Origin of the sequence: Amycolatopsis oliviviridis, assembly GCF_014654365.1 — a bacterium.
Lineage (GTDB): Bacteria > Actinomycetota > Actinomycetes > Mycobacteriales > Pseudonocardiaceae > Amycolatopsis > Amycolatopsis oliviviridis.
Genome location: NZ_BNAY01000012.1, coordinates 118,390 through 140,310 on the forward strand (window position 1 = coordinate 118,390; position 21,921 = coordinate 140,310).

Annotated in this window: 20 protein-coding genes and 2 tRNA genes; 10 read left to right on the forward strand and 12 right to left on the reverse strand. The window is 68.8% G+C overall.

Features of this window, described 5'->3' with window-relative positions; genetic code table 11:
- Positions 1–63 precede the first annotated feature (63 nt).
- From IE302_RS38055 to IE302_RS38075, 5 genes are all read right to left on the reverse strand, one after another.
- Positions 64–1,230 (reverse strand): ROK family transcriptional regulator, encoded by a 1,167-nt coding sequence (locus tag IE302_RS38055; protein ID WP_191259309.1) that lies wholly within the window; start codon positions 1,228–1,230, stop codon positions 64–66.
- Positions 1,231–1,353: 123 nt separating this feature from the next.
- Entirely contained in the window at positions 1,354–1,860 is a 507-nt protein-coding gene (locus IE302_RS38060) for a hypothetical protein (RefSeq protein WP_191259310.1), read from the reverse strand.
- Positions 1,861–1,984: 124 nt separating this feature from the next.
- Positions 1,985–2,425 (reverse strand): GNAT family N-acetyltransferase, encoded by a 441-nt coding sequence (locus IE302_RS38065; RefSeq protein ID WP_229908223.1) that lies wholly within the window; start codon positions 2,423–2,425, stop codon positions 1,985–1,987.
- 52 nt (positions 2,426–2,477) lie between these two features.
- On the reverse strand, positions 2,478–3,125 hold the full coding sequence (locus IE302_RS38070; RefSeq protein WP_191259312.1) for a hypothetical protein: 648 nt from the start codon (positions 3,123–3,125) through the stop codon (positions 2,478–2,480).
- A 152-nt stretch (positions 3,126–3,277) separates the two neighbouring features.
- On the reverse strand, positions 3,278–3,739 hold the full coding sequence (locus tag IE302_RS38075) for an ArsI/CadI family heavy metal resistance metalloenzyme (protein ID WP_191259313.1): 462 nt from the start codon (positions 3,737–3,739) through the stop codon (positions 3,278–3,280).
- A gap of 84 nt (positions 3,740–3,823) precedes the next feature.
- Here IE302_RS38075 and IE302_RS38080 point away from each other — a divergent pair, with 84 nt between their 5' ends.
- From IE302_RS38080 to IE302_RS38095, 4 genes are read left to right on the forward strand one after another with little or no spacing between them, the layout of a single operon-like run.
- A complete protein-coding gene (locus IE302_RS38080) occupies positions 3,824–4,186 on the forward strand; it encodes an ArsR/SmtB family transcription factor (protein WP_191259314.1) in 363 nt (120 codons plus the stop codon).
- The gene (arsB, locus tag IE302_RS38085) at positions 4,183–5,256 is read left to right on the forward strand and encodes an ACR3 family arsenite efflux transporter (RefSeq protein ID WP_191259315.1); all 1,074 of its coding nucleotides are present in this window, start codon (positions 4,183–4,185) and stop codon (positions 5,254–5,256) included. The genes IE302_RS38080 and arsB overlap by 4 nt, the downstream gene beginning before the upstream one ends.
- The gene (locus IE302_RS38090) at positions 5,253–5,654 is read left to right on the forward strand and encodes an arsenate reductase ArsC (RefSeq protein WP_191259316.1); all 402 of its coding nucleotides are present in this window, start codon (positions 5,253–5,255) and stop codon (positions 5,652–5,654) included. Before arsB ends, IE302_RS38090 begins: the two co-directional genes overlap by 4 nt.
- A 32-nt stretch (positions 5,655–5,686) precedes the next feature.
- Positions 5,687–6,178, forward strand: a complete 492-nt coding sequence (locus IE302_RS38095) for a GNAT family N-acetyltransferase (RefSeq protein WP_191259317.1) — start codon at positions 5,687–5,689, stop codon at positions 6,176–6,178.
- 71 nt (positions 6,179–6,249) lie between these two features.
- Here the strand turns inward: IE302_RS38095 and IE302_RS38100 are convergent.
- Positions 6,250–6,323, reverse strand: a tRNA-Pro gene (locus tag IE302_RS38100).
- Between the two features lie 84 nt (positions 6,324–6,407).
- Between IE302_RS38100 and IE302_RS38105 the strand changes: the two genes are divergently transcribed.
- Positions 6,408–6,481 (forward strand) — tRNA-Gly (locus tag IE302_RS38105).
- Positions 6,482–6,539: 58 nt separating this feature from the next.
- Here the strand turns inward: IE302_RS38105 and IE302_RS38110 are convergent.
- Both IE302_RS38110 and IE302_RS38115 read right to left on the reverse strand, forming a co-directional pair.
- Complete coding sequence (locus IE302_RS38110; RefSeq protein ID WP_191259318.1) at positions 6,540–7,049, reverse strand: hypothetical protein; 510 nt, start codon at positions 7,047–7,049, stop codon at positions 6,540–6,542.
- 626 nt (positions 7,050–7,675) lie between these two features.
- Positions 7,676–12,370 carry a HAMP domain-containing protein gene (locus tag IE302_RS38115; protein ID WP_373308074.1) on the reverse strand — a complete coding sequence of 1,565 codons (4,695 nt, stop codon included), beginning with the start codon at positions 12,368–12,370 and terminating at the stop codon, positions 7,676–7,678.
- Between the two features lie 130 nt (positions 12,371–12,500).
- Between IE302_RS38115 and IE302_RS38120 the strand changes: the two genes are divergently transcribed.
- Positions 12,501–14,078 (forward strand): SpoIIE family protein phosphatase, encoded by a 1,578-nt coding sequence (locus tag IE302_RS38120; protein ID WP_191259320.1) that lies wholly within the window; start codon positions 12,501–12,503, stop codon positions 14,076–14,078.
- On the opposite strand, the gene IE302_RS38125 is transcribed toward IE302_RS38120, so the two are convergent.
- Complete coding sequence (locus IE302_RS38125) at positions 14,061–15,068, reverse strand: DNA topoisomerase IB (protein ID WP_191259321.1); 1,008 nt, start codon at positions 15,066–15,068, stop codon at positions 14,061–14,063. The two genes, IE302_RS38120 and IE302_RS38125, sit on opposite strands and share 18 nt — an antisense overlap.
- Before the next feature lie 98 nt (positions 15,069–15,166).
- On the opposite strand from IE302_RS38125, the gene IE302_RS38130 reads away from it, so the two are divergent.
- Together IE302_RS38130 and IE302_RS38135 are read left to right on the forward strand one after the other, a co-directional pair.
- Positions 15,167–15,709, forward strand: coding sequence for a type 1 glutamine amidotransferase domain-containing protein (locus IE302_RS38130; RefSeq protein ID WP_191259322.1), 543 nt, complete (start codon positions 15,167–15,169; stop codon positions 15,707–15,709).
- Positions 15,710–15,768: 59 nt separating this feature from the next.
- Positions 15,769–15,945 (forward strand): hypothetical protein, encoded by a 177-nt coding sequence (locus tag IE302_RS38135; protein ID WP_191259323.1) that lies wholly within the window; start codon positions 15,769–15,771, stop codon positions 15,943–15,945.
- Here IE302_RS38135 and IE302_RS38140 read toward each other — a convergent pair.
- Both IE302_RS38140 and IE302_RS38145 read right to left on the reverse strand, forming a co-directional pair.
- A complete protein-coding gene (locus tag IE302_RS38140) occupies positions 15,938–16,324 on the reverse strand; it encodes a hypothetical protein (protein WP_191259324.1) in 387 nt (128 codons plus the stop codon). The two genes, IE302_RS38135 and IE302_RS38140, sit on opposite strands and share 8 nt — an antisense overlap.
- Positions 16,325–16,373: 49 nt before the next feature.
- Positions 16,374–17,687, reverse strand: a complete 1,314-nt coding sequence (locus IE302_RS38145; protein WP_191259325.1) for a serine/threonine-protein kinase — start codon at positions 17,685–17,687, stop codon at positions 16,374–16,376.
- A gap of 144 nt (positions 17,688–17,831) precedes the next feature.
- Between IE302_RS38145 and IE302_RS38150 the strand changes: the two genes are divergently transcribed.
- Complete coding sequence (locus IE302_RS38150; RefSeq protein WP_191259326.1) at positions 17,832–18,929, forward strand: sialidase family protein; 1,098 nt, start codon at positions 17,832–17,834, stop codon at positions 18,927–18,929.
- Between the two features lie 141 nt (positions 18,930–19,070).
- Positions 19,071–19,904 (forward strand): SAM-dependent methyltransferase, encoded by an 834-nt coding sequence (locus IE302_RS38155; protein ID WP_191259327.1) that lies wholly within the window; start codon positions 19,071–19,073, stop codon positions 19,902–19,904.
- A gap of 61 nt (positions 19,905–19,965) precedes the next feature.
- Here the strand turns inward: IE302_RS38155 and IE302_RS38160 are convergent, their stop codons facing one another.
- Positions 19,966–21,807: a M48 family metallopeptidase gene (locus tag IE302_RS38160; protein WP_229908224.1), complete on the reverse strand. Its 1,842-nt coding sequence runs from the start codon at positions 21,805–21,807 to the stop codon at positions 19,966–19,968.
- Between the last annotated feature and the right edge of the window lie 114 nt (positions 21,808–21,921).

The window sequence follows — 21,921 nt, forward strand, 5'->3', positions numbered from 1 at the left end:
AGGAGATTCTTCGCAGGCCCGGCGGAGAGCGTCAATTTTGCGATTTAATGAAGTAATCCCGGATCAGGAAGCGTTGGCGAGCCGCGTGAAAAGCGGATCTTCATAGAGGGCGTTCAGCATGACGGCGCCACCGGCCGTCGCCAGCTCGGTTCCTGGAAAGCTCGACGTCACAACACTTTTGACCGCGTCCTGGCAGATCCAAGAGCGCTGCGAGACCTCGTCCCGGATCGTGGAAAGGCAGCCTTCGACGTCGCGTACACTCTGGTCGAGCACGATGAGGATTTCCGGATTGAGGACGTCCAAGAGTAAAGCGGCGGCCTGTCCGATGATTCGTGCGCGTTCCTGAAAAAGGGCGACGGCGCCTTTGTTTCCCGATGCCGCCAAATGGAGCACGTCGGCGAAATCCGGTTCTTCGAGAAGTCGCGCTTCGACGGCTTTACGGGCGATCGTGCGTTCGGACACCGTGGCTTCGAGACAGCCGGAACGCCCGCAACGGCAAGGTTCTTCGCTGTCGTCGACTCGCAGATGCGCGACGGCGCCCGCGGCCGAACGAGGACCGTGATGGACGGTGTCGCCGGTCGCGAAGGCGGCGTCGACCACGTTGCCGGTGAACAACTGCACGACACTGTTGCGCGCTCTCGGTTGTCCCAGCAGGCGTTCGGCGTGGATCAGCGCCCGCGAATGCCCGTCGACCCGGACGTCGAGCCCGGTGACCTCGGTGAGCAGAGCGCGCAACGGGACCCCGTGCCAGCCGAGCAAGCCGTGCTCCACCACCGTCCCCGAGGCCTCGTCGACCCACCCGCCGGTCGCCACCCCCAGCCCGAGCGGCGTCCGCTCCGGCGCGTGTCCGATGAGGAGGTCGTCGAGCAGTTCCGCGATCTGCGCGACCTGGACGGCGGGCTCGGCGCCTTGATGCGGCGCCTCCAGCTGTGCCAGTACTTTCCCGCGCAGGTCCAGCAATCCGACGGTGAGATGGTCGACCGCGATATGCGCCCCGCACACCACGAACCGCACCGTGTCGAGGTCCACCGGCACATGCGGCCTGCCGACCGCGCCGGCGACCTCGGGCAGTTCGACGAGGAGGCCCCGGCGCATCAGCTCCGCCACATGTCCCGTCACCGCGGCGGCACTCAGCCCGGTGCGGCGCGCGATGGTGCTGCGCGCTATCGCCCCTTCGTCCAGCACCACGCGGAGCACCGCGCTGGCACTGGCGCTCCGCCTGCCGGTCACGGTGCCGATATTCGCAAGCGGGTGCCGGAGGGCCTAGGGCTCTCACCATCCGGGAGCTGCGCGCGAAGCCCTCCCAGGAATGAACTCGGTCCTGGGAGGGCTTCGATCAGTGCCGGTCCGGGATCAGGTGATGATGGTGCCGTTGGAGCCGAAGAACCCGCTGATCGGCGGGTAGCCGTCGTTCCAGGTGACCGTCGCGAATATCACGCTGTCGTACCGGCCCGAGGTGCCGTCGAAAGGCACGCGGTGAGTGCACGTCGTGGACGGGCTGGGAGCGGGCGGACAGGGCAGCACCGAGCCGATGACACGGTTGTTCTTGCGGATGGCGATCTGGATGTTGATGTCCCTGACCTCGGTCGACAGCTGGTTGTCGTCGGTCCACCGGCAGGCAATGGCCCACGTGACGCTCAGTGCGCCGCCGGACACCGTGACGTCGTTGCCGAAGCCGACATCGCACCGCACCGGTGCTCCCGGCGAGTTCACGACCATCTGTCCGGCCACGCGGAACGCGGCACGCGGAGCGCCGAGTTCCCCGGCGCTGGAGGCAGTGGCGAAGAGGGTGAAGCTCGCCATGAAGGCGGCGAGCACGACTACGAGCCGTTTCAATGCCGGCGAGTGGAAGAGTTTCATGCGGGGTCTCCTTCGTGAAGCGGAGACTCAATGGTGTTTCCGTGACGTGGCCTACGTCTTCGTGACTGAAGGTGAAACGGCGGCGGCGCCGGGGTGCCGGTTTGTGGTGATGTGACAAGAGGAGTCAGGCCGTCAGGGTGCGGTAGAACTTGGCACTGCGCTCACAGCGGTCCTCGTACCCTCGCGCCCGGTAGAAGGCGTGCGCGGCGGTCCGGCGACGGGAACTGCTGACCTCCATGGCGACACAACCCCACCGCAGCGCCTGCTCTTCGGCGGCGGTGACCAGTTCGCGCCCGACTCCGGTCCCGCGCTGGCTCTCGTCCACCACCAGGGCCACGATCCGTCCCACGGAGCCTTCCCGTTCGAGGAGCGGGATCGCGACCACCGCGATGACACCGACCACGCCGTCGCCCGACACGGCGACGAACGCGGCACCTTCGGGATGACGCTCCCAGCGTTCGAGCCGGCGGCGCACGTCGTCCACCGCGTTGTCCGGGTAGCCCAGCTGGGCGAGCAAGGGGGTCACGGCGGGGGCGTCGGTGGTGAGTGCCTGGCGGATCTCCATGAATCCCATACTGCCCGGGTGCGCGATGGCCGACGAGTATCGCGAGCAAGCTTCAGCGCAACGACTCGATGGGTGCCTTGAGGATGGCCTGAGCCAACGGGAACCGTGGCGCCTCCATGGCTTGCTTGAGCCGCCAGAACTCGGTTCGCATGAAACTGGGCGCGTCTTCAGGGTTCTGAAAATCGGACCAAGCGACCGTGAGGTCGGGGCGGCGATCGATGTGGATCTGGCTCGGACCTCGCCAGGTCCTCACCTCGATCGTCCAGATTTCGTTGCCGTCGAAGCGCTTCTCGAGCTTGGACAGCAGATCGCCACGTCCCGTCTTGTCCCAGGTCAGGTCGTAGAAATCGCGAAGCATCTGGCTGTACTCGCTCCAGTGCCGCGCGACGTCCGGGCTTCGGCGGAAGTAGATCTCCAACTGTGCCTGAAGCACTTGGGACGTGACAGTCCACTCGCCGTACCGCCAATCGAACCCGGCGCGATCGTCGACGTTGAGGTCCGGTTTCTGGCCCAGTTCTCGGAACCAGCAGAACGTGATGACGCGGGTGATGTGTTCGCTGAGTTGCCGCAGGAGCACCGCCTTGATGTCGAGTGCCTTCTGGTGGTCTTGCCATCGCCGGGTCACCGACGGGACCAAGAGTCCGGTGACGATCGCACTGATCAGGAGGATGACGAGCGGGTGCCTGATCACCGCATCCATTCCGGCCTCCTGGCTCGGTGCCGAGTGTGACCATCCGCTCGCACCAGCGTGGGGTGTGGTCGTCGCCACGCTGGTGCCGCAGGGCACCCGGGGATGTCGCTTCGCCGTGGCGAAGGGTTACGCGTTTCGACGGAAGTCGAGCCTTGACGGCGTCAGGACGCGTTCGGCTCGTTCGTGCAGGTGTCGGCGTCAGAGGCGCAGCAGGTGGCCGGCGTGGCGAGGGCGGCGCTGTCGGTGCCGAAGGTCTGCGAGTCGGCTTTGACGGTGTAGACCTCCCAGGGTTCCTGGCCGGGTCCGTGGACCCAGATCTTGTCCTGCACGGCGTAGCAGCAGGTGGTGTCGTCCTCGGTCAGGGTTTCCAGGCCTTCGCCGGTCAGGCGCTTGCCGGCTTCGCTGACCTGCTCGGTGGACTCGACCTCGACGCCGAGGTGATCCATGACCGTGGCCTGACCGGGCTCCCCTTCGAGGAGTACGAGCTTGAGCGCGGGCTCGGCGATGGCGAAGTTCGCGTACCCGGGGCGGAGTTTGGCCGGTTCGGTGCCGAAGAGCTTCGAGTAGAAGTCGATCGAGCCTTCGAGGTCCCCGACGCGCAGCGCGAGCTGTACCCGTGACATCCCATCCTCCTTGGATAGACATTCATCGAAACAGTGGATGTGGCTTAGATTGTCCTCTAATTAGAAATCTGTCAAGATAGATGCATGCCGAAACAGCTGCCGATCGCCGCGATGGACGCCTGTTGCTCGCCGCTGGCCCGCGAACCGCTGACCGAGGACCAGGCCGTCGAGCTGTCGAAGCTGTTCAAGGCGATGGCCGACCCGGTGCGGTTGCGGCTGCTGTCACTGATCGCCTCCCACGCGGGCGGCGAGGCGTGCGTATGCGACCTGACCGACGCGTTCGACCTGACCGGCCCGACCATCTCCCATCACCTCAAGGTCCTGCGGGAGTCCGGGCTGATCACCGGTCAGCGGCGCGGGACCTGGGTGTACTACCGCGTCCACCCCGAGGTGCTGGCCCGCCTGTCGGCCGTCCTGGTCCCTGGCGACACCCCGGTCCCGGCATGACCGGCCCGGACACGGGGGTGGTCGGCAAGCTGTCCACTCTGGACCGGTTCCTGCCCGTGTGGATCGCGGCCGCGATGGTCGCCGGGCTGCTCGCCGGACGCTGGATTCCCGGGCTGAACGGCGTGTTGTCCGCGGTACAGGTGGACGGGATCTCGCTGCCGATCGCGCTCGGGCTGCTGGTGATGATGTACCCGGTGCTGGCGAAGGTCCGCTACGACCGCCTCGGCACCGTCACCGGCGATCGGCGGCTGCTGTGGCCGTCGCTGGTGCTGAACTGGCTGATCGGCCCGGCGCTGATGTTCGGCCTGGCGTGGCTGCTGCTGCCCGACCTGCCGGAGTACCGGACCGGGCTGATCATCGTCGGCCTGGCGCGCTGCATCGCCATGGTCATCATCTGGAACGACCTCGCCTGCGGCGATCGCGAGGCCGCCGCCGTGCTGGTCGCGCTGAACTCGGTGTTCCAGGTGATCGCGTTCGGGTTCCTCGGCTGGTTCTACCTCGCGGTCCTGCCCGGCTGGCTCGGCCTCCCACAAGCCGACCTGGCGGTGTCCGGCTGGCAGATCGCGAAAAGCGTGCTGATCTTCCTCGGCATCCCGCTCCTGGCGGGCTACCTGACCCGTCGTCTCGGCGAACGGGCCAAGGGTCGCGCCTGGTACGAGACCCGGTTCCTGCCGATGATCGGACCGGCCGCGCTCTACGGGCTGCTGTTCACGATCGTGATTCTCTTCGCCCTGCAAGGAGAACAGATCAGCGCGCGGCCGCTGGACGTCGTCCGGATCGCGGTGCCGCTGCTGGTCTACTTCGGACTGATGTGGGCCGGGTCCTACGCTTTCGGCCGCGCGGCCGGCTTGTCCTACGAGCGCACCACGACGCTGGCGTTCACCGCCGCGGGCAACAACTTCGAGCTCGCCATCGCCGTGGCCATCGCGACCTTCGGCGCGACCAGCGGCCAAGCGCTCGCCGGGGTCGTCGGTCCGCTGATCGAAGTCCCCGTCCTTGTCGCGCTCGTCTACGTGTCCCTTGCACTGCGCCGCCGCTTCACCCCAGCCCGCGTGGAGGTCACCCCGTGAACACCCCCGAAGTCCTGTTCGTCTGCGTGCACAACGCCGGGCGCTCCCAAATGGCCGCCGCGCTGCTGCACCACCACGCCGCTGGACGCGTCGCCGTCTCCTCCGCCGGATCCGCCCCCGCCGGCGAGATCAACCCCGCCGTGGTCGCGGTCATGGCCGAACTCGGCATCGACGTCTCCCGCGAATTCCCCAAGCGGCTGACCACCGACGCGGTCGAAGCCGCCGACGTCGTCATCACCATGGGCTGCGGCGACGCCTGCCCGGTCTTCCCCGGCAAGCGCTACCTCGACTGGCAGCTCGACGACCCCGCCGGCCGAGCCGTCGACCAGATCCGCCCGATCCGCGACGAGATCGACCGCCGGGTCCGCGAACTGCTCACCGAACTGGTCGCCCGATGAACCCAGCCCCGGCCCCGGTGCGGATTGCGCCTATGGAGGCAGGTCACGCCGAACAGGTGCTGGCGATCTACCAAGCCGGACTCGACAGCGGCGACGCTGCCTTCGAGACCACCGCACCCGACTGGACGACCTGGGACGCCACTCACCTCCAGGCGCACCGCCTGGTAGCGCTCGACGCGGCCGGGGACGTACTCGGCTGGGTCGGCGTCAGTGCCGTATCCGACCGGTGCGTCGACGCTGGAGTGGTCGAGCACGGCGTCTACGTCCACCCCGACGCCCAAGGCCGAGGTGTCGGCCGGGCCTTGCTGACCGCGCTCATCACCTCGACGGAGAACGCCGGGATCTGGACCCTCCAAAGCGGGCTCTTCCCTGAGAACACCGCGAGCCGGGCACTGCACCGCACCGCCGGCTTCCGGGAGATCGGAATCCGCGAACGCGTCGGCCGACACCACGACCGCTGGCGTGACGTCGTAATGATCGAACGCCGCAGCACGATCGCCGGCACCGACAAGACGACCACCTAGCCCGGACCCCAGCGGTCCTGGCTCATTCGAGCTGGTCCCGCCGTTGTCGCCGGTGCGTGTGCCGACCGAAGTCGGGATGACAGGATTTGAACCTGCGACCCTCCGCTCCCAAAGCGGATGCGCTACCAAGCTGCGCCACATCCCGTGACTCCCCGATCTTGCCGGGGGGTGTGCGCACAGCCTAGCGGGTCACGCTAAGCTGTTTTCGCACCCGGTACTTCGGGGGCACGCGGGTGTAGCTCAATGGTAGAGCCCTAGTCTTCCAAACTAGCTACGCGGGTTCGATTCCCGTCACCCGCTCCACTGTTTCGAATGAGACCCGCAGGCCTTCTGGCCTGCGGGTTCTTTCGTTTCGGCCCGATCAGGCGGCGGCCGGGGACTTGTTCTGCAGGCGGGTCCAGAGGTCGTTGATCGGCTTGGTCCCGGCGCCCACGACCAGTCCGGTCACCAAGAGATCGAGCCAGAACGCGATCTGTGGTCCTTGGCGGTCGGTGATGGCCTGTAGCAGGGTGATGTTCGTGCCGGCGGCCAGCAGGCAGGCGAGACCGGTCGCGAGGCCCCAGGTCACGATGGCGGTCCTGTTCCGCGCATCGTTCAGTGTGACCAGCGCGGTGCGCACCCCTTCCCGACCCTGTGCCGTCTGGAGATCGGCCGCTGGGCCGGCGGAGTCCGGTCCGAGGCGAGGGGCGAAGGGCTGGACGAGCCGCTCGATGGCGAGCGCCATGACGAAGAGCAAGGCGAAAGCGTTGAAGCTGGTCGTGATCTGCGGCTGGGTGGCGTCACCCCAGGCCTCATGGACCACGAGTAGGGCGAGCAGATAGCCACCGAGCAGCAAAGCGAACCCGGTGGCGATGGTCGAGAAGTCCGGCATGGCGACTCCTTTCACGCAGGTGAAAAGGAGTCGCGACAAAAAGCCGGATGTTACGGAGCGTGTAACGGATAGGGATGGTTCGTTACTCGGCGTCGGCCTCGTGAGTGGTTAGGACGGTTATTGAGGGGTAAGGCAAACGTGTCGTGCTGGTCGGGGTGGACGGCATTCCCGGCGTCGGGTCGGTGTGCGTGTCCCGAGCGCCACGCTGGGGACACGCACCGTCTCGAGCGTGGCGCTCGGGACGTCCTGCCCTGATGTTCGGTACGGCACGTCCAGGCATGCGTCGCCGGAGCGCACTGGGGCGGGGTGGTCGTGAGTGGTTAGGACGGTTATTGAGGGGTAAGGCGGAGGTGGCGTGTTCGTGGGCGGGTCAGTGGCGCTGCGCGATGCCGGACCTGGGGCACCCACTGTGTGGATTTTGGTGCGTTGGATGCACCAAAATCCACACAGTCCCGCGTGACCGGACCAGTCGCGAAGGGATGTGTGGAAATAGGGACGTTCAACGTCCCCATTTCCACACACCCCTCACCCTGAGCAACACTCCGCGCCCTCATCGGCCACGTCGACCGGACACCTTTGCCTTACCCCTCAAATCGAACCGTCCTAACCACTCACGAACCCCACGCTCAGTCGGCGCCTACTTCGGACTCGTCGGCGACGGGCGCCACGGCCTGCGAGAGGCCGCTGGAGGCGGCATCGGCCTCCAGGTGCACGGCGATCAGGTCCAGCAGCTTGTCCGTGTCCACCGGCTTCGTCACGTAGTCGTCCGCACCCGAAGCCAGCGTTCGCGCCTTGTCCTCCGCGGTCGCCTTCGCGGTGACGGCGATGACGGGCAGGTCTTCGTGCGCGGCTTCGGCGCGGATCGCGGTGATCGTGGCGTTGCCGTCCAGTTCGGGCATCATCACGTCCATCAGGACGAGCGCGGTGTCCTCGTGCCGTTCCAGCGCCCGGATGCCCGCGACGCCGGTCTCGGCGTAGATGACCTCCAGCCCGTTGCGTTCCAGCACGGCGGCCAGCGCGAAGACGTTGCGCAGGTCGTCGTCGACGATCAGGATCTTCTCGCCGTGGAACCGCAGCGACGGCGACACCGGGATCACCTGCGGGACGGCCATGATCAGCGGGACACCGCTCGCCTTCGTGGCCGGGACGACCAGGTTCGCCGCGCTCACCGGCAGGTACAGGGTGAACGTGCTGCCCTTGCCGGGTTCGCTGCGGACCCGCAGCTCGCCGCCGAGCAGTTCCGTCAGCTGCTGGCTGATCGACAGGCCCAGGCCGGTGCCGCCGTACTTGCGGCTGGTGGTGCCGTCGGCCTGGCGGAACGCGTCGAAGATGATCGCGAGTTTGTCCGGTGCGATACCGATTCCGGTGTCCTCGACGGCGAAAGCGAGGACACCGGGGGCCTGGCGGAGCGAGTCGGCTTCGACCTCGCCCTGGTCGGCCATCCGGATGTGCAGGCGCACGCCGCCCTCGTCGGTGAACTTCGCCGCGTTGGACAACAGGTTCCGCAGCACCTGCTGCACGCGGTGTTCGTCGGTGTGGATCGACGACGGCACCGGCGGGTCGATCAGGACGGCGAACTCCAGGCCCTTGTCCGACGTGAGCGGACGGCAGATCGATTCGACGTACTCGACCAGTTCGGGCAGCGTGACATCGGACATCTGCAGGTCCAGATGGCCCGCCTCGACCTTGGCCATGTCGAGGATGTCGTTGATCAGCTGCTGCAGGTCGCTGCCCGCGGAGTAGATCGTCCGCGCGAACTGGATCTGCTTCTCCGACAGGTTCCCGTCCGGGTTCTCCGACAGCAGTTTCGCGAGGATCAGCGCGCTGTTGAGCGGGGTCCGCAGCTCGTGCGACATGTTCGCCATGAACTCGGACTTGTACTGCGACGCCATGGTCAGCTGCCCGGCGCGCTCTTCGAGTTCCTGCCGCGCCTGCTCGATCTCGCTGTTCTTGACCTCGATGTCGCGGTTCTGCTGTGCCAGCAGTGCCGCCTTCTCCGCCAGATCCGTGTTGGACCGGCGCAGTTCCCGTTGCTGCGCCTGCAATTGCTCGGACCGCGCGCGCAATTCCTGTGCCAGGCGCTGGGATTCGGTCAGCAGCGCCTCGGTGCGCGAGTTCGACTGGATGGTGCTGACGTTGACCGCGATGGTCTCCTTCAGCTGCTCCAGCAGGTCGATGTGGACGGTGCTGAACGCGTTGATCGTCGCCAGCTCCAGCACCCCGAGCACCTCGCCCTGGAACAGCACCGGCAGCACGATCACGTTCACCGGGGCGGCCGAACCCAGCCCCGACGAGATGAGCGCGTACTCCGGCGGGGCCTCGTGGACCAGTATCGTGCGCCGGTCGACCGCGGCCTGCCCGATGAGCGACTCGCCGGGGGAGAACCGAAGGCCCGCTTGGGATTTCGCCAGCCCGTAGGTGGCGATGCTCTCGAGCACGACCTCTTCCTGCTCGTCTTCGCGGGCGAGGAAGAACGCGCCCTGCTGCGCGGACACCAGCGGGGTCAGCTCGGACAGGATCAGCGACGCCACCGACGCGAGATCGCGGTGCCCCTGCATGAGCGCGGACAGCCGGGCGAGGTTGGTCTTGAGCCAGTCCTGCTCGCGGTTCGCGCGGGTGGTCTCCTTCAGGTTCGCGATCATCTGGTTGATGTTGTCCTTGAGCTCGGCCACCTCCCCGGACGCGTCGACGGTGATGTGCCGCGTCAGATCGCCCGCGGTCACCGCGGTGGCCACCTGCGCGATCGCCCGCACCTGCGTGGTCAGGTTCCCGGCCAGCTGGTTCACGCTCTCGGTCAGCCGCGACCACGTGCCGGCGACGCCGGGCACCTCCGCCTGGCCGCCGAGCGTGCCGTCCGTACCCACTTCGCGCGCGACACGGGTGACTTCGGAAGCGAAGGACGACAGCTGGTCGACCATCGTGTTGATGGTCGTCTTGAGTTCGAGGATCTCGCCGCGCGCGTCGATGTCGATCTTCTTCGACAGGTCGCCCTGCGCCACCGCGGTGGTCACCGTCGCGATGCTGCGGACCTGGCCGGTCAGGTTGTCGGCCATGACGTTCACGTTGTCCGTCAACGCTTTCCACGTGCCCGCCACGTTCGGCACCCGGGCCTGGCCGCCGAGGATGCCCTCGGTACCGACCTCGCGGGCGACGCGGGTGACCTCGTCGGCGAACGCGCGCAGCGTCTCGACCATGCTGTTGATCGTCTCGGCGAGGATGGCGACCTCACCCTGGGCGTCGATCGAGATCTTCTTCGACAGGTCGCCGTTCGCCACCGCCGTCGTCACCGTGGCGATGCTCCGCACCTGGTCGGTGAGGTTAGTGGCCATGACGTTGACGTTGTCGGTGAGGTCCTTCCAGGTTCCGGCGACGCCGCGCACCTGCGCCTGGCCGCCGAGTTTCCCTTCGGTCCCGACCTCGCGGGACACCCGGGTGACTTCGTCGGCGAACGCCGACAGCTGGTCGACCATGATGTTGACGGTGTTCTTGAGTTCGAGGATCTCGCCGCGCGCGTCGACGATGATCTTCTGGGTCAGGTCGCCCTTCGCGACGGCGGTGGTGACCTGGGCGATGTTGCGAACCTGGTCGGTCAGGTTGTTCGCCATGAAGTTGACGTTGTCGGTGAGGTCCTTCCACGTCCCGGCCACACCGGGCACGGCGGCCTGACCGCCCAGACGTCCGTCGCTGCCGACCTCGCGGGCGACGCGGGTGACCTCGTCCGCGAACGCCGACAGCTGATCCACCATGGTGTTCAGCGTGTTCTTCAGTTCGAGGATCTCGCCCTTGGCGTCGACGGCGATCTTCTGCGACAGGTCGCCCTTCGCCACCGCCGTCGCCACCTGGGCGATGTTCCGGACCTGCGCGGTGAGGTTGTTCGCCATGAAGTTGACCGAACCGGTCAGGTCGCGCCAGGTCCCGGCGACGCCCGGCACCTGCGCCTGCCCGCCGAGCTGACCTTCCGTGCCGACCTCGCGCGCGACCCGGGTGACCTCGTCGGCGAACGAGGACAGCTGGTCGACCATCGTGTTGACGGTCGTCTTCAGTTCGAGGATCTCGCCGCGCGCGTCGACCGTGATCTTCTGGGTCAGGTCGCCCTTCGCGACGGCGGTGGTGACCTGGGCGATGTTGCGGACCTGGTCGGTCAGGTTGTCCGCCATCTGGTTCACCGAGTCGGTGAGCCCGCGCCAGGTGCCCGCCACGCCCGGCACGGTGGCCTGGCCGCCGAGACGGCCTTCGCTGCCGACCTCGCGCGCCACCCGCGTGACTTCATCCGCGAAGGACGAGAGCTGATCGACCATCGTGTTCAGGGTGTTCTTGAGTTCGAGGATCTCGCCCTTGGCGTCGACGTTGATCTTCTGCGAGAGATCGCCCTGCGCCACCGCGGTGGCCACCTGGGCGATGTTGCGGACCTGGTCGGTCAGGTTGTCCGCCATCAGGTTCACCGAGTCGGTGAGGTCACGCCACGTGCCCGCCGCGCCGGGGACCTGCGCCTGCCCGCCGAGACGGCCTTCGCTGCCGACCTCCCGCGAGACCCGGGTGACTTCGTCGGCGAACGACGAGAGCTGGTCGACCATGATGTTGACGGTGTTCTTGAGCTCCAGGATCTCGCCGCGCGCGTCGACGTTGATCTTCTGGGTCAGATCGCCTCGCGCCACGGCGGTGGTGACCTGGGCGATGTTGCGGACCTGGTCGGTCAGGTTGCTGGCCATCACGTTGACGTTGTCGGTGAGGTCACGCCAGGTGCCCGCGACACCCGGGACCTCGGCCTGTCCGCCGAGCCGTCCTTCGGTCGCGATCTCGCGGGCCACTCTGGTGACCTCGGTCGCGAACCGTGAGAGCTGCTTGATCAGGCCGTTGACGGTCTTCGCGACCTCGGCGAACTGGCCCTGCAACGGCCGCCCGCCGACCTCCAGGGGCATCGGCTCGGACAGGTCACCCTCGGCGACCGCCCCGAGGACGCGGTTGAGCTCGGCCGTGGGCCTGCTCACATCCTCGATCAGCCCGTTGACGACGTCGACCGCGGTGGCCCAGCCGCCGGGGCCGATCTCGGCCGCGACGCGCTCGGTCAGCCTGCCTTCCTTGCCGACCGCCTCGCGGACGCGCAGGAGTTCGGTCACCAGCCGCTGGTTGCGTTCGGCGATGTCGTTGAAGGCGCCCGCGAGCTGGGCCGCGAGCCCGTCGCCGTGCGCCACGAACCGGCGCCGGAAGTTGCCGTCCCCGAGGTCACGAGCCGCCGCGAGCAGGCGTTCCAGGGTCGCTTCGTCCACCTGGCCGCCACCACCTTCCACGGGGGTCCGATGCCTTTGGGAGTGCTGTGTCATCTGTGTCGACCCTCTCCACCACGCATGCCGAGCCATGGTCGTCGCATCAGCGTGCCATGATTCGACCTACACTTCGAGCCAGTCCGCCCGCTCACGCTGCGCTACCCGCCAGGCAGGAGGAGGTCCGGGAATGGTGTCACGGCCGGCCCCGGCCTCGACGTCGCTCCCCTCGGAGCCGTCGCCCACGACGAGTGAGAGCGCGCTGCCCGAATCCGGGAGGTTCTGGCGCGAACTGCTCGAAGACGTCCGCGACGCCGTGCTCGTCCAGGACGTCGGCGGCGCGTTGCGCTGGTCGAATCCCGCCGCCCGCGAGCTGTTCGGCGGCGGCCGCCCGGTCCTGACCGCCGAAGGTCCCGACGTCGGCTACGTCGAGCACACCGGCCGCCGGTTCCCCGCGCGGATCCGGACGCTGCCCGGCGGCTGGCACGCGTGGACGGTGACCTCCGCGGTCGCGGCCGACGGCCCGCGCGTGGACGGCTTCCTCGCCGCCGCGGGGCCCCGGCTGGCCGCCGCGCGGGGACGGCACGGGACGGCGAAGCTGATCGCCGAGCTCGCCGCCGCCGAACTCGCCGACTGCGTCTTCGTCCTCCTGCCGACCACCCGCGGCCGGTGGGAGTGGTGGAGCTGCGACCACCGCACCCAGCACGGGCACGGCCGGATCCGCCGCGTCCCGGCGCAGCTGGCGCCGGTGCTCGCCGGCACCTTCGCCTCCGCCGAGGAACCCGAGGCCAAGGCGGTGCCCGAGGAAGAGGTCGCGACGCTGCCCGCCGTCGTCGCGGAACGGCTCGCCGTCCATGCGTCGGTCACCGTGGTCTCGCTGGGCGCCGACGGCGGTACCGGCGTCACCGGCGCGGTCGTGCTCGGCAGACGCGGCGCGCCCGCGTTCGGCGAAGACCACCCGCGCGCGGTGACCGAGTTCGCCCGCGCGGCGGGCACGGCTTTGGCGAACGCGCACCGGTACGCCCGCCAGGAGGAGGCCACGCGCGGTCTGGAGACCACGCTGCGCCCGACGCCGCCGCCGGAGGTCCCCGGCGTCAAATTCGACGTCTGGTACGAGCCGTCGAGCGGGCTGCTCGACGTCGGCGGCGACTTCTACGACGTCCTGCCGCGGGACGAGGGCGGCGCGATGTTCGTCCTCGGCGACGTCTGCGGGAAGGGCGCCGAGGCGGCCGCGCTCACCGGCCGGGTCCGGCAGACCCTCGCCGCGCTCGATCTCGTCGAGCACGACAACACGACCTTGCTGAGCCTGCTCAACTCCCTGCTGATCACCGGCGGCAGCGGCCGGTTCGCCACGCTGGTGCTCGGTTCGGTGCTGGCGGGCGAAGACGGCCTCGGCGTCACCTTGGCCTCCGGCGGGCATCCCGCGCCGCTGGTGGTGCGCCGCCGCGGCGGGGTCGACGAGATCACGCTGCCCGGCACCCTGGTCGGGATCTCGCCGCAGGCCCGGTTCGCCGAGACCACCGTCCGGCTGGCCGAGGGCGACGTCTGCCTGCTCTACACCGACGGGATCACCGAAGCGCGCCACCACGAGCGCTCGTCGGACTTGTTCGGCGACGAGCGGCTGCGCGAACTGCTGGCCGGCTGCCGAGGGCTGTCCGGCCGCGACGTGGTCGCCCGGGTCCGCTCCGCGGTGCGGGAGTGGCTCGGCAGCGGGACGCACGACGACATCGCCGTCCTCGCCATCGAGGCCTCACGACCCGCCCAGTAGCCGCACCACGGCCCGTTCCACGATATCGCGGGCCTCGTTCGGATCTGCCGCCTTCCCAGCTCTCCTCGTCGCCCGGGCGATGGTCCGGTCTTCGTGGTACGCCGTGATCACGCGAGGGTCCACATAGGACCGGCGAGCGACGGCGGGAGTGTTGCCCAGGCCTTCGGCGACCTCTGTCATCACGGCCTTCTCGGTCCGTTTCATGCCTCGTTCGCTGGACGGTTTCTCCAGCCCCGCGAACGCGGAAGCGGCGAGCACCGTGGCGTTCCAGGTGCGGAGATCCTTCGCGGTGAAGCCCTCGCCCACGAGTTCCCGGAGCCGTTCGTTGATGTCGTCGGCCTTGACCTCGCGCCAGCCGTCACCGTCGCGGTACGCGAGCAGGCGGGCGCTGCCGCCACGCGCCCGACGCAGGGACCGGACCAGCCGCACCAGTGCCTCGTCCGGCAGCCGGACCTTGCGCTGGATCCCGTGTTTCGCGGGGTAGTCGCACACCAGGCATTCGTCACGGAGCTCGACGTGCTCGCACAGCAAAGTCGCGACGCCGTGGGTCCCGTGCTCGTCGGCGTAACTCTCTCCGCCGGTGCGAAAGACACCCAGGTCGATCATGCGCAAAGCGCCGGCGAGTACCCGCTCCCGCTTCAGGCCGCGCGCGGAGAGATCCTCCTGGACCGCTTCGCGCAGTTTAGGCAGCTTCCGCGCGAGCGCGAGGACGCGTTCGTGTTTCTCCTCGTCGCGGGCCCGCCGCCATTCCCCGTGGTAGAGGTACTGTTTCCGCCCGGCGTCGTCCACGCCGACGGCCAGGATGTGGGCGTTCTCGTGCGGGGAGATCCACACGCGCCGCCAGGCGGGCGGGATCGCCAGCGCGTTGATTCGCTCGATCGTCTCCCGGTCCTTCAGCGGCTCGCCGTCCGGGGTCAGATAGCCGAAGCCACGACCTCTGCGCCGCCTCCGGATGCCGGGGGACCCGAGGTCCGCTCGCCGAAGTCGCATGGCCGCGAATACCCCGGGTGATCGCGCTTCATGCCCATGGTTCGGCGGAGCCGGGGCGGGGTAGTCCGGGAACGAGGAAGACTCCAGGAAGGAACCCCATGACGACATCGCTGAACGGACGCCGCGTGGCCATCCTCGCCGCGGACGGCGTGGAGCAGGTCGAGCTGGTCGAACCGCGCAAGGCGGTCACCGACGCCGGGGCGACGGCCGAGGTCGTCTCGCTGGAACCCGGCGAGATCCAGGCCATGAACGGCGACATCGACAAGGCGGACAAGTTCACCGTGGACCGCGTCGTCAAGGATGTCACGCCCGACGACTTCGACGCGCTCGTGCTCCCCGGCGGGACGATGAATCCGGACAATCTGCGCGCGGACGGGAACGCGGTCCGCTTCGTCCGGGATTTCGTGAACAGCGGCAAACCGGTCGGGGTCATCTGTCACGGGCCGTGGACGCTGGTCGAGGCCGACGTCGTCCGCGGCCGCACGCTCACGTCGTATCCCAGTGTGCGCACCGACATCCGCAACGCCGGAGGCACCGTCGTCGACCAGGAGGTCGTCAACGACAACGGGCTGATCTCCAGCCGGAATCCCGATGACCTGCCCGCGTTTTGCGCCGCGATCGTGGCCGCGTTCGCCGGATAAACGAGTGGCGCGCGTCACAGTGATGGGGGATCGTGGGTGGTGGAGAAGGAGGTACCGCGATGACCGTGCATGCCAGACGCTACGGCCGGTGGTGCCGTGAGCATTTCGAGACCGAGCAGGAGCCGGACCGGAAACAGCCCGCGGAGGCCACCGACGCTCAGGACGTCACCGACGCCAGGGCCGAACAGGCCCAGGCCGGTGACGTCCCGGAGGGGAAACCGGGTTCGCTCAGCTGATCGTGCGCCGGTACCAGACCCGTTTCGGGCCGGGCAGGCCGATCCGCGAGACCAGATCGGTGACCACGCCGCCGATGATCAGCCACAGCAGGGCGGCCAGGCCGTCGTTGAACAGGGTGCGCAGTTTCGGGCCGTCCGGGGTGAACAGATTGCGCAGCCCGAGGGAGACCCCGCGCGACCACTGGTCGATCAGCTGCGCGAATCCGTTGGCGGGATTGGCTTCGCCGAACACGAGCAGGATGTGCGTGATCAGCACCAGCGCGAAGATCCAGCAGACCGCGTGGACGAGGGCGTTGACGACGCGCACGACGCGGATCCTGGCGGGCGTTCGCTCGACGATCTCTTCCTGCGGTTCACGCGGGTCGTTGAGATAGGTCATCGCGGTCTCCCATCATCGTCCACAGTGGACAGCCTGGCGGGGCGGATGCTCAGCCAGGGGGCGGGGTCCTGGTCTTAGTCTTGGTCCTGGTCTTCGTCTTGCTCGGCTGGGACGAGGTGCTCGGGTCGCCGCTGGACGCGGTCGTCTCGCTCGGTGCCGAGGTGACGCCGGCCTTTTCGGTGGTGTCGGGTGGATTCGCGGATACCGGGACGGCTTCGGTCACGACGACGGTGCCGTGGGGCGCCGTCGCGCCCTGGCCGGGCACTTCGACGGCCACCGAGGACGGCGATCCCTGGCCCGCCACCGGGCCGGAGGTTCCCGTCGCCGCAGGGGGAAGGACCCCGGCCGGCTGGACCGGCGGGTTCTCCGCGGTCTGGTTGACCGCCAGCAGGACGGCGACGGTGATCGCGGCGGCGGGCGCGCTGATGGCGGCGACGACGGCCGCCCGCTTGCGTCCGCCCGGGCCGAGATGCACGACCTTCGTCCCGGTGGAGTCCTCCAGCAGGATCCGGGAGATCGCGGCCGCGGTCGGCCGCTGGGCCGGTTTCTGCGCGGTCATCCCGCGCAACAGCGTCGTCATGGTCGCCGACAGTCCGGATGGGATCCGGGGCGGCCGGTGCAGCCGCCCGACCGCGGCCTCGACCGGTGTCCCGGTGTACTCCCGTTCCCCGGAAAGGCATTCGAGCAGCACCAGGCCGAGCGAGTAGATGTCGGCGGGCGGGCCGACGTTCTCGCCGCGGACCTGTTCGGGCGCCATGTACGCCGCCGTGCCGACGACGCCGCCGGTCTCGGTCACCCTGGTCGCGTCGAAAGCGTGCGCCACCCCGAAATCGCCGATCAGCGGGCCGTCGTCGGCGATCAGGATGTTCGCCGGTTTCAGGTCGCGGTGGGTGATGCCGTGCGCGTGGACGTGCGCGAGCGCGTCGGTCAGCCGGGTGGCCAGCTCGACGACGGCGTCCTGGGGGAGCGGGCCGGACCGCAGTCGCTGGGCCAGGTTCGGGCCCTCGACCAGGCGCATCGTGAGGTAGGTGTAGCCGTCGTCGGAGCCCGCGTCGTACAGCGGGACGAGGCCGGGATGGCGGACCGCGCTCAGGGTCTCGATCTCCTGTTCCCGGCGGCGCTGGTCGCGGGTCATCGTGTCGGCGTGGAACAGCTTCAGTGCGACCTCGCGTCGTTCGCGCAGGTCACGGGCGCGGAAGACCCTCGCTGTCGCGCCGCGGCCGAGCAGGTCCCCGACCTCGTACCGGCCGGCGAGCCTGCGGGGCAGATGGTCCGGATCGTGGACGTTCAGGCTGAAGCGGCGCTGCGTGGTCCCGGCATCGGACTCCTCGTCGTCGTCGCCCAGCGAACCCGCGTCGTCCATCGGTGCTACCTCCGTCTCACCGGCCGAACGCCGAATACCCGGTCCGGCCGCGGGCGAAACAAGGTTTGAGAGCGTACCGGAGATGATCTGGGGGTTCACCCCGAACGGCGGACAACCCTCGTGAGGGCCGCGCGTCCCGATGTCATGAAGCCGAACCGGTGGGCCGCGCTCGCCGCCGCCGCACTGACCGCCCTCGCCGTCCACACTCCGCCGGCCGCCGCCGATTCGCTGGTACCCAAGGGTTTCGCTCCCGCGTCGACGAGCTGGACCGGACCGTCGCGCGGGTTCGTCCTCGGGTTCTCGCCGTGCGGGAAACCGGGATGGTGCGCGTCCCTGCTGTCGACGACCGACGGCGGGAAGCGGTGGCTGCGCGTCGGTGCCCCGCCGATCTCCTTGCCGGACAACCACAATCAGGTCAAGCTCGTCGTGATCGACGAACACGACGTCTTCCTTTCCGACGGCACCCGGCTGCTCGCCAGCCGCGACGGGGGCGGCACGTGGTCCGGCGTGCGGCTCGCCGGGGTCCGGGAACCTTTCTATATTTCGAAAATCACCGAATCAGGGTCGCGGGTGTTCGCCATGGTCACCGGTTTCGGCAGCCCGTCGACGACGACGCTGTACGCCGGGCTCTCCGGTACGCGGGTCCTCCTGCCGGTTCCGGGGTTCACCGTGACCGGCTCCGCGACCTACGGCGACGTCGCCACCAGCGGCGGGGTGCAAGTCTCGATGGGGTCGGACTACCGCGTCCAGAAGTACTGGACCTCGTCCGACGGCCTGACCTTCGCCGCCGCGCCGCCGCCCTGCCCGGCGGACAGTTCGGCTCTGCTGAGCGGAATCCGGCGGGGGCGCGTGCTGGCGCTGTGCAGCGGGGGACCGGGGACCCCGCAGCCGGGGGCGACCGTCCGCCGGTTGTGGCGGGCGCCGAAACTCGGTGGGCGGTTCACCGGAACGGAGCAAGCGCCCATCCTCGGGATCAACCAGAGCTTCAGCGCCGCTTCGCCCACAACGGCGACCGTCGCGGCGGAAGGCGGCGGTACCGGATTCCTGCACAGCACCTTCGACGGCGGCACCACCTGGACGACGACGGTGCTCAGCGGCCGCGGGGTCTGCCTCAACGATCTGGACTTCCCGGACGAACGGATCGGGGTGGTGGTCGACGGGCTGCCCGACGCCGAAGGCGGATCGGCCGTCTACCGGACCGTCGACGGTGGGATCACCTGGCGTGAGCTGGTCTTCGGATGATCATCGCAGGTAGGCAAGGCCCTTGGGGAGGTTCACTTACCCATACGCCATGTCGTAACCTGTGCACTGTCCGTCGATGTCGAGGGAGCCGTGGACCGTGTTCGCCGCGATCCGCACGCGGCTGAAGGGTGGAACGTGTCCATGACTTCGGACGAGGTCCGGTCTGTGCCGAGGCGCCCGCTACCACCCCTCGACTACAGCAAGCCCAATCTCGCCCGGATGAAGGACGCCCTCCTCGGGGGACACGATCATTACGAGATCGACAGGCAAGCCGTCGACGCCTTCCTCACGGTGGCCCCCGACGGCGCCGCGGTGGCCAAGGAGTTCCGGTCCTGGGCGAGCCGGGTGGTCCGGTTCCTCGCCGGCACCCGTGAGGTGGGCCAGTTCCTCGATCTCGGCTCCGGCATGCCCTACGTCGAGAACACACACCAGACGGCGCAGCGGTACAACCCCGACGCGCTGGTCATCTACGTCGACGACGACCCGGTCGTCCAAGCACACGGATTGGCGTTGCTGGAAGACCACCTCGTGCACGTCAGCGGCGCGGATCTGCGCGATCCCGAGCAGACGCTGAGCGATCCGGTGATCGCCGAGCATCTCGAACTCGATCGCCCGGTCGCGGTGCTCTTCAACGCGGTGCTGCACCACATCGAAGACCTCGACAAAGCGCGGGCCATCGTCCGCGGCTATGTCGACGCGCTCGCACCCGGGTCTTATCTGCTGCTCACGCACTACTACACCGACGGCGAAGGTCCGCGCGGCGCGTTCGCGCGGAAGCTCGACGGCCTGATGGCCGGCATCGGCTACCCCACGGTGCACCGCAGCCGCGAGGAGATCGAGTCGCTGTTCGACGGGCTGGAGATGCTCGAACCCGGCCTCGTCCACCTGCACGAATGGTGGCCGGAAGGCCCGCGCCTCGCTCCGTTGACCCAGCTGAACCACCTGAGCCTCGGCGGCGTGGGGATCAAGCCTTAGCTGCGGCCTTCCGTAAGTCCGTGAAGGACTCCTTGAGGGACCCAGAGTCCCTCAAGGAGTCTTAGGCCTTCAGGGACTTGAAGAACGTCGTCAGTTCGTCGTGGGCGGTCCCGAAGTCCTCGGTGTTGCCGGTCATCGCGAGCTCCAGCGTCTCTCCGTCGGAGAGTTCCAGCATCAGGTATTCGGTGAGCTTCCGGCGCGGGAAACCACCGGCGACGATGTCCGTGAACGGGATCCGCCGCGCGCCCGGTTCGGCGCGCAGATCGTCGAGGCCGCGTTCCCGCAATTTCCGGATCCGCTTGCGGTCCGAAACCCCGCGCGCCCCGATCAGACCGGCGAGGCCGCGCCGGACCAGCACCGAGCGCGCCATGGGCAGGAGCACCAGTTCGCTGTCGCAGACGATCAGGTCGTAGAGACTCCGCTTCGCCTTCAACGCGGTGAACATGCCGAGCATCCGGGCCCCGGCCGGATCCGGCTCCCGCTCGGGCTCCTGCTTGCAGAAATACCCGGCGGGGACGTTCAGCAGTTGCAGGTTGTGGACCAGTTCGTCGACCGCGCGAGGGCTCCGCACCGCCGGGGCGACCAGTTCGACGACGTCGAACGGCTCGCCGTCGCCCAGGCACAGTTCCCAGCCGCCGCCCCAGTTCAGGCGGTGCGCGGCGACGCCGTTGTCGATCATCGCGGCGGTGACGGTGTCGGCGAACAGTTCGGCCAGCAGCTCGCGGCCTTCTTCGCGGGACGGGGCCCGCAGGGGTTTGGCGAGCGCGTCGGCGTCGCCGTCCCGCAGGACCCGGACGACCTCGCCGATCGTGCCGCGCGGCGCCAGCCTGCTTTCGAGCCCGGCGGAGGTCAGCAGCCTCGCGCCCTCCGCGACCGAGGCGCGGCCCGCGCGTTTGATGACCTCGTCCCAGTCCGCCCGCGGCCCGACGTCGCGGATCAGCACGTCCAGTTCCGCCTCGGGGACGTCGACCTTCGGTGCGCCCAGCAGCGCCCAGCCCGGCCGGGCGTCCGGCTTCACCGGGTTGTCCGGCACGCCGGCCAGCGCGGCGATCCGGCGCTTCGTGGGCGGATGGCTGTCGTACTTCGACAGCTCTTCGCCGTCGAGGATGTCTTCGGCGTACTCGGCCACCCAGTCCCGCTGGACCGGGTGGTTGAGGTACGAACGGAAGCCCAGCAGCACCGCGGGCGTGCGCCGCGCCGACGCGCCGAGCGAGAGATACCGCTCGGCGTAGTCCTTCCAGAGCGGGCTCAGCGTCGCGGCCTTCCGCAGCGCCGCGGCCGCGGTCCGGCTTCCCGCCGCGAGGACGGACGCCTCGTCGGCCTGGAGCTCCTGCCGCCGGTTCGCCGACCGCGCGACCAGCAGGTACAGCTTCGAGTAGGCGGAGAGCAGGGCCCGGGCGGGGCCGCCGTCCAGCCTGTCGACGGTGAACGCGAGCGTCTGGGTGCCGCGGTAGGTCAACGCGAGCAGCCGGGTATGGCCGCCGCTGTAGTGCCCGAGTTCGTGCGCGAGCACCGAGCGCAGTTCGCTCACGCTCATCGCGGCCAGCAGCGGCAGCCCGATCAGCATCGTGCGGCGGCCCGGCCGCAGGCCGAGGAACCGGGCGTCCTCACTGACCGCGGCGTTGATCTCGCCGATCAGCACGATCTCGTCCGGTGGCCGCGTCTTCACCTGGGCGGCGAGGTCGTCGATCATCTCCCACAGCGCGGGATGGGCTTCGCGGTCCAGCCGCGGCCCTTCGATCGGGGGACGCCGCGCCCGCAACGCGCTCACCAGCCCGAAACCGAGCGCGATCATGATCGCGAACCCGCCGAGCATGACATAGATGCCCGTTTTGCCCGGTATCCGCAGGCCGGCCAGAACACTGGCGACACCCACCGCGACGACCATCACTGGGAACGCCACGAGCAGAAGTGTCGCGAGGACGGCGCGTCCTCGGGCCTGCATCGTCCGGTTACCTCTTTTCGCACAAGTGCCGTCTGTGCAGCCGAATAGTAACCGGCTACGCAGCGGCCCCGG

Excerpts from the sequence above, each read along its gene's own strand:
- IE302_RS38130 (WP_191259322.1), top strand. The coding sequence starts at position 15,167 with ATGACGACATCGCTGAACGGACGCCGCGTGGCCATCCTCGCCGCGGAC.
- IE302_RS38080 (WP_191259314.1), top strand. The coding sequence starts at position 3,824 with ATGCCGAAACAGCTGCCGATCGCCGCGATGGACGCCTGTTGCTCGCCG.
- IE302_RS38145 (WP_191259325.1), bottom strand. The coding sequence starts at position 17,687 with ATGGACGACGCGGGTTCGCTGGGCGACGACGACGAGGAGTCCGATGCC.
- IE302_RS38070 (WP_191259312.1), bottom strand. The coding sequence starts at position 3,125 with ATGGATGCGGTGATCAGGCACCCGCTCGTCATCCTCCTGATCAGTGCG.
- IE302_RS38095 (WP_191259317.1), top strand. The coding sequence starts at position 5,687 with ATGGAGGCAGGTCACGCCGAACAGGTGCTGGCGATCTACCAAGCCGGA.
- IE302_RS38135 (WP_191259323.1), top strand. The coding sequence starts at position 15,769 with ATGACCGTGCATGCCAGACGCTACGGCCGGTGGTGCCGTGAGCATTTC.
- IE302_RS38060 (WP_191259310.1), bottom strand. The coding sequence starts at position 1,860 with ATGAAACTCTTCCACTCGCCGGCATTGAAACGGCTCGTAGTCGTGCTC.
- IE302_RS38110 (WP_191259318.1), bottom strand. The coding sequence starts at position 7,049 with ATGCCGGACTTCTCGACCATCGCCACCGGGTTCGCTTTGCTGCTCGGT.
- arsB (WP_191259315.1), top strand. The coding sequence starts at position 4,183 with ATGACCGGCCCGGACACGGGGGTGGTCGGCAAGCTGTCCACTCTGGAC.
- IE302_RS38120 (WP_191259320.1), top strand. The coding sequence starts at position 12,501 with ATGGTGTCACGGCCGGCCCCGGCCTCGACGTCGCTCCCCTCGGAGCCG.
- IE302_RS38140 (WP_191259324.1), bottom strand. The coding sequence starts at position 16,324 with ATGACCTATCTCAACGACCCGCGTGAACCGCAGGAAGAGATCGTCGAG.
- IE302_RS38075 (WP_191259313.1), bottom strand. The coding sequence starts at position 3,739 with ATGTCACGGGTACAGCTCGCGCTGCGCGTCGGGGACCTCGAAGGCTCG.
- IE302_RS38115 (WP_373308074.1), bottom strand. The coding sequence starts at position 12,370 with ATGACACAGCACTCCCAAAGGCATCGGACCCCCGTGGAAGGTGGTGGC.
- IE302_RS38065 (WP_229908223.1), bottom strand. The coding sequence starts at position 2,425 with ATGGAGATCCGCCAGGCACTCACCACCGACGCCCCCGCCGTGACCCCC.
- IE302_RS38155 (WP_191259327.1), top strand. The coding sequence starts at position 19,071 with ATGACTTCGGACGAGGTCCGGTCTGTGCCGAGGCGCCCGCTACCACCC.
- IE302_RS38125 (WP_191259321.1), bottom strand. The coding sequence starts at position 15,068 with ATGCGACTTCGGCGAGCGGACCTCGGGTCCCCCGGCATCCGGAGGCGG.
- IE302_RS38150 (WP_191259326.1), top strand. The coding sequence starts at position 17,832 with ATGAAGCCGAACCGGTGGGCCGCGCTCGCCGCCGCCGCACTGACCGCC.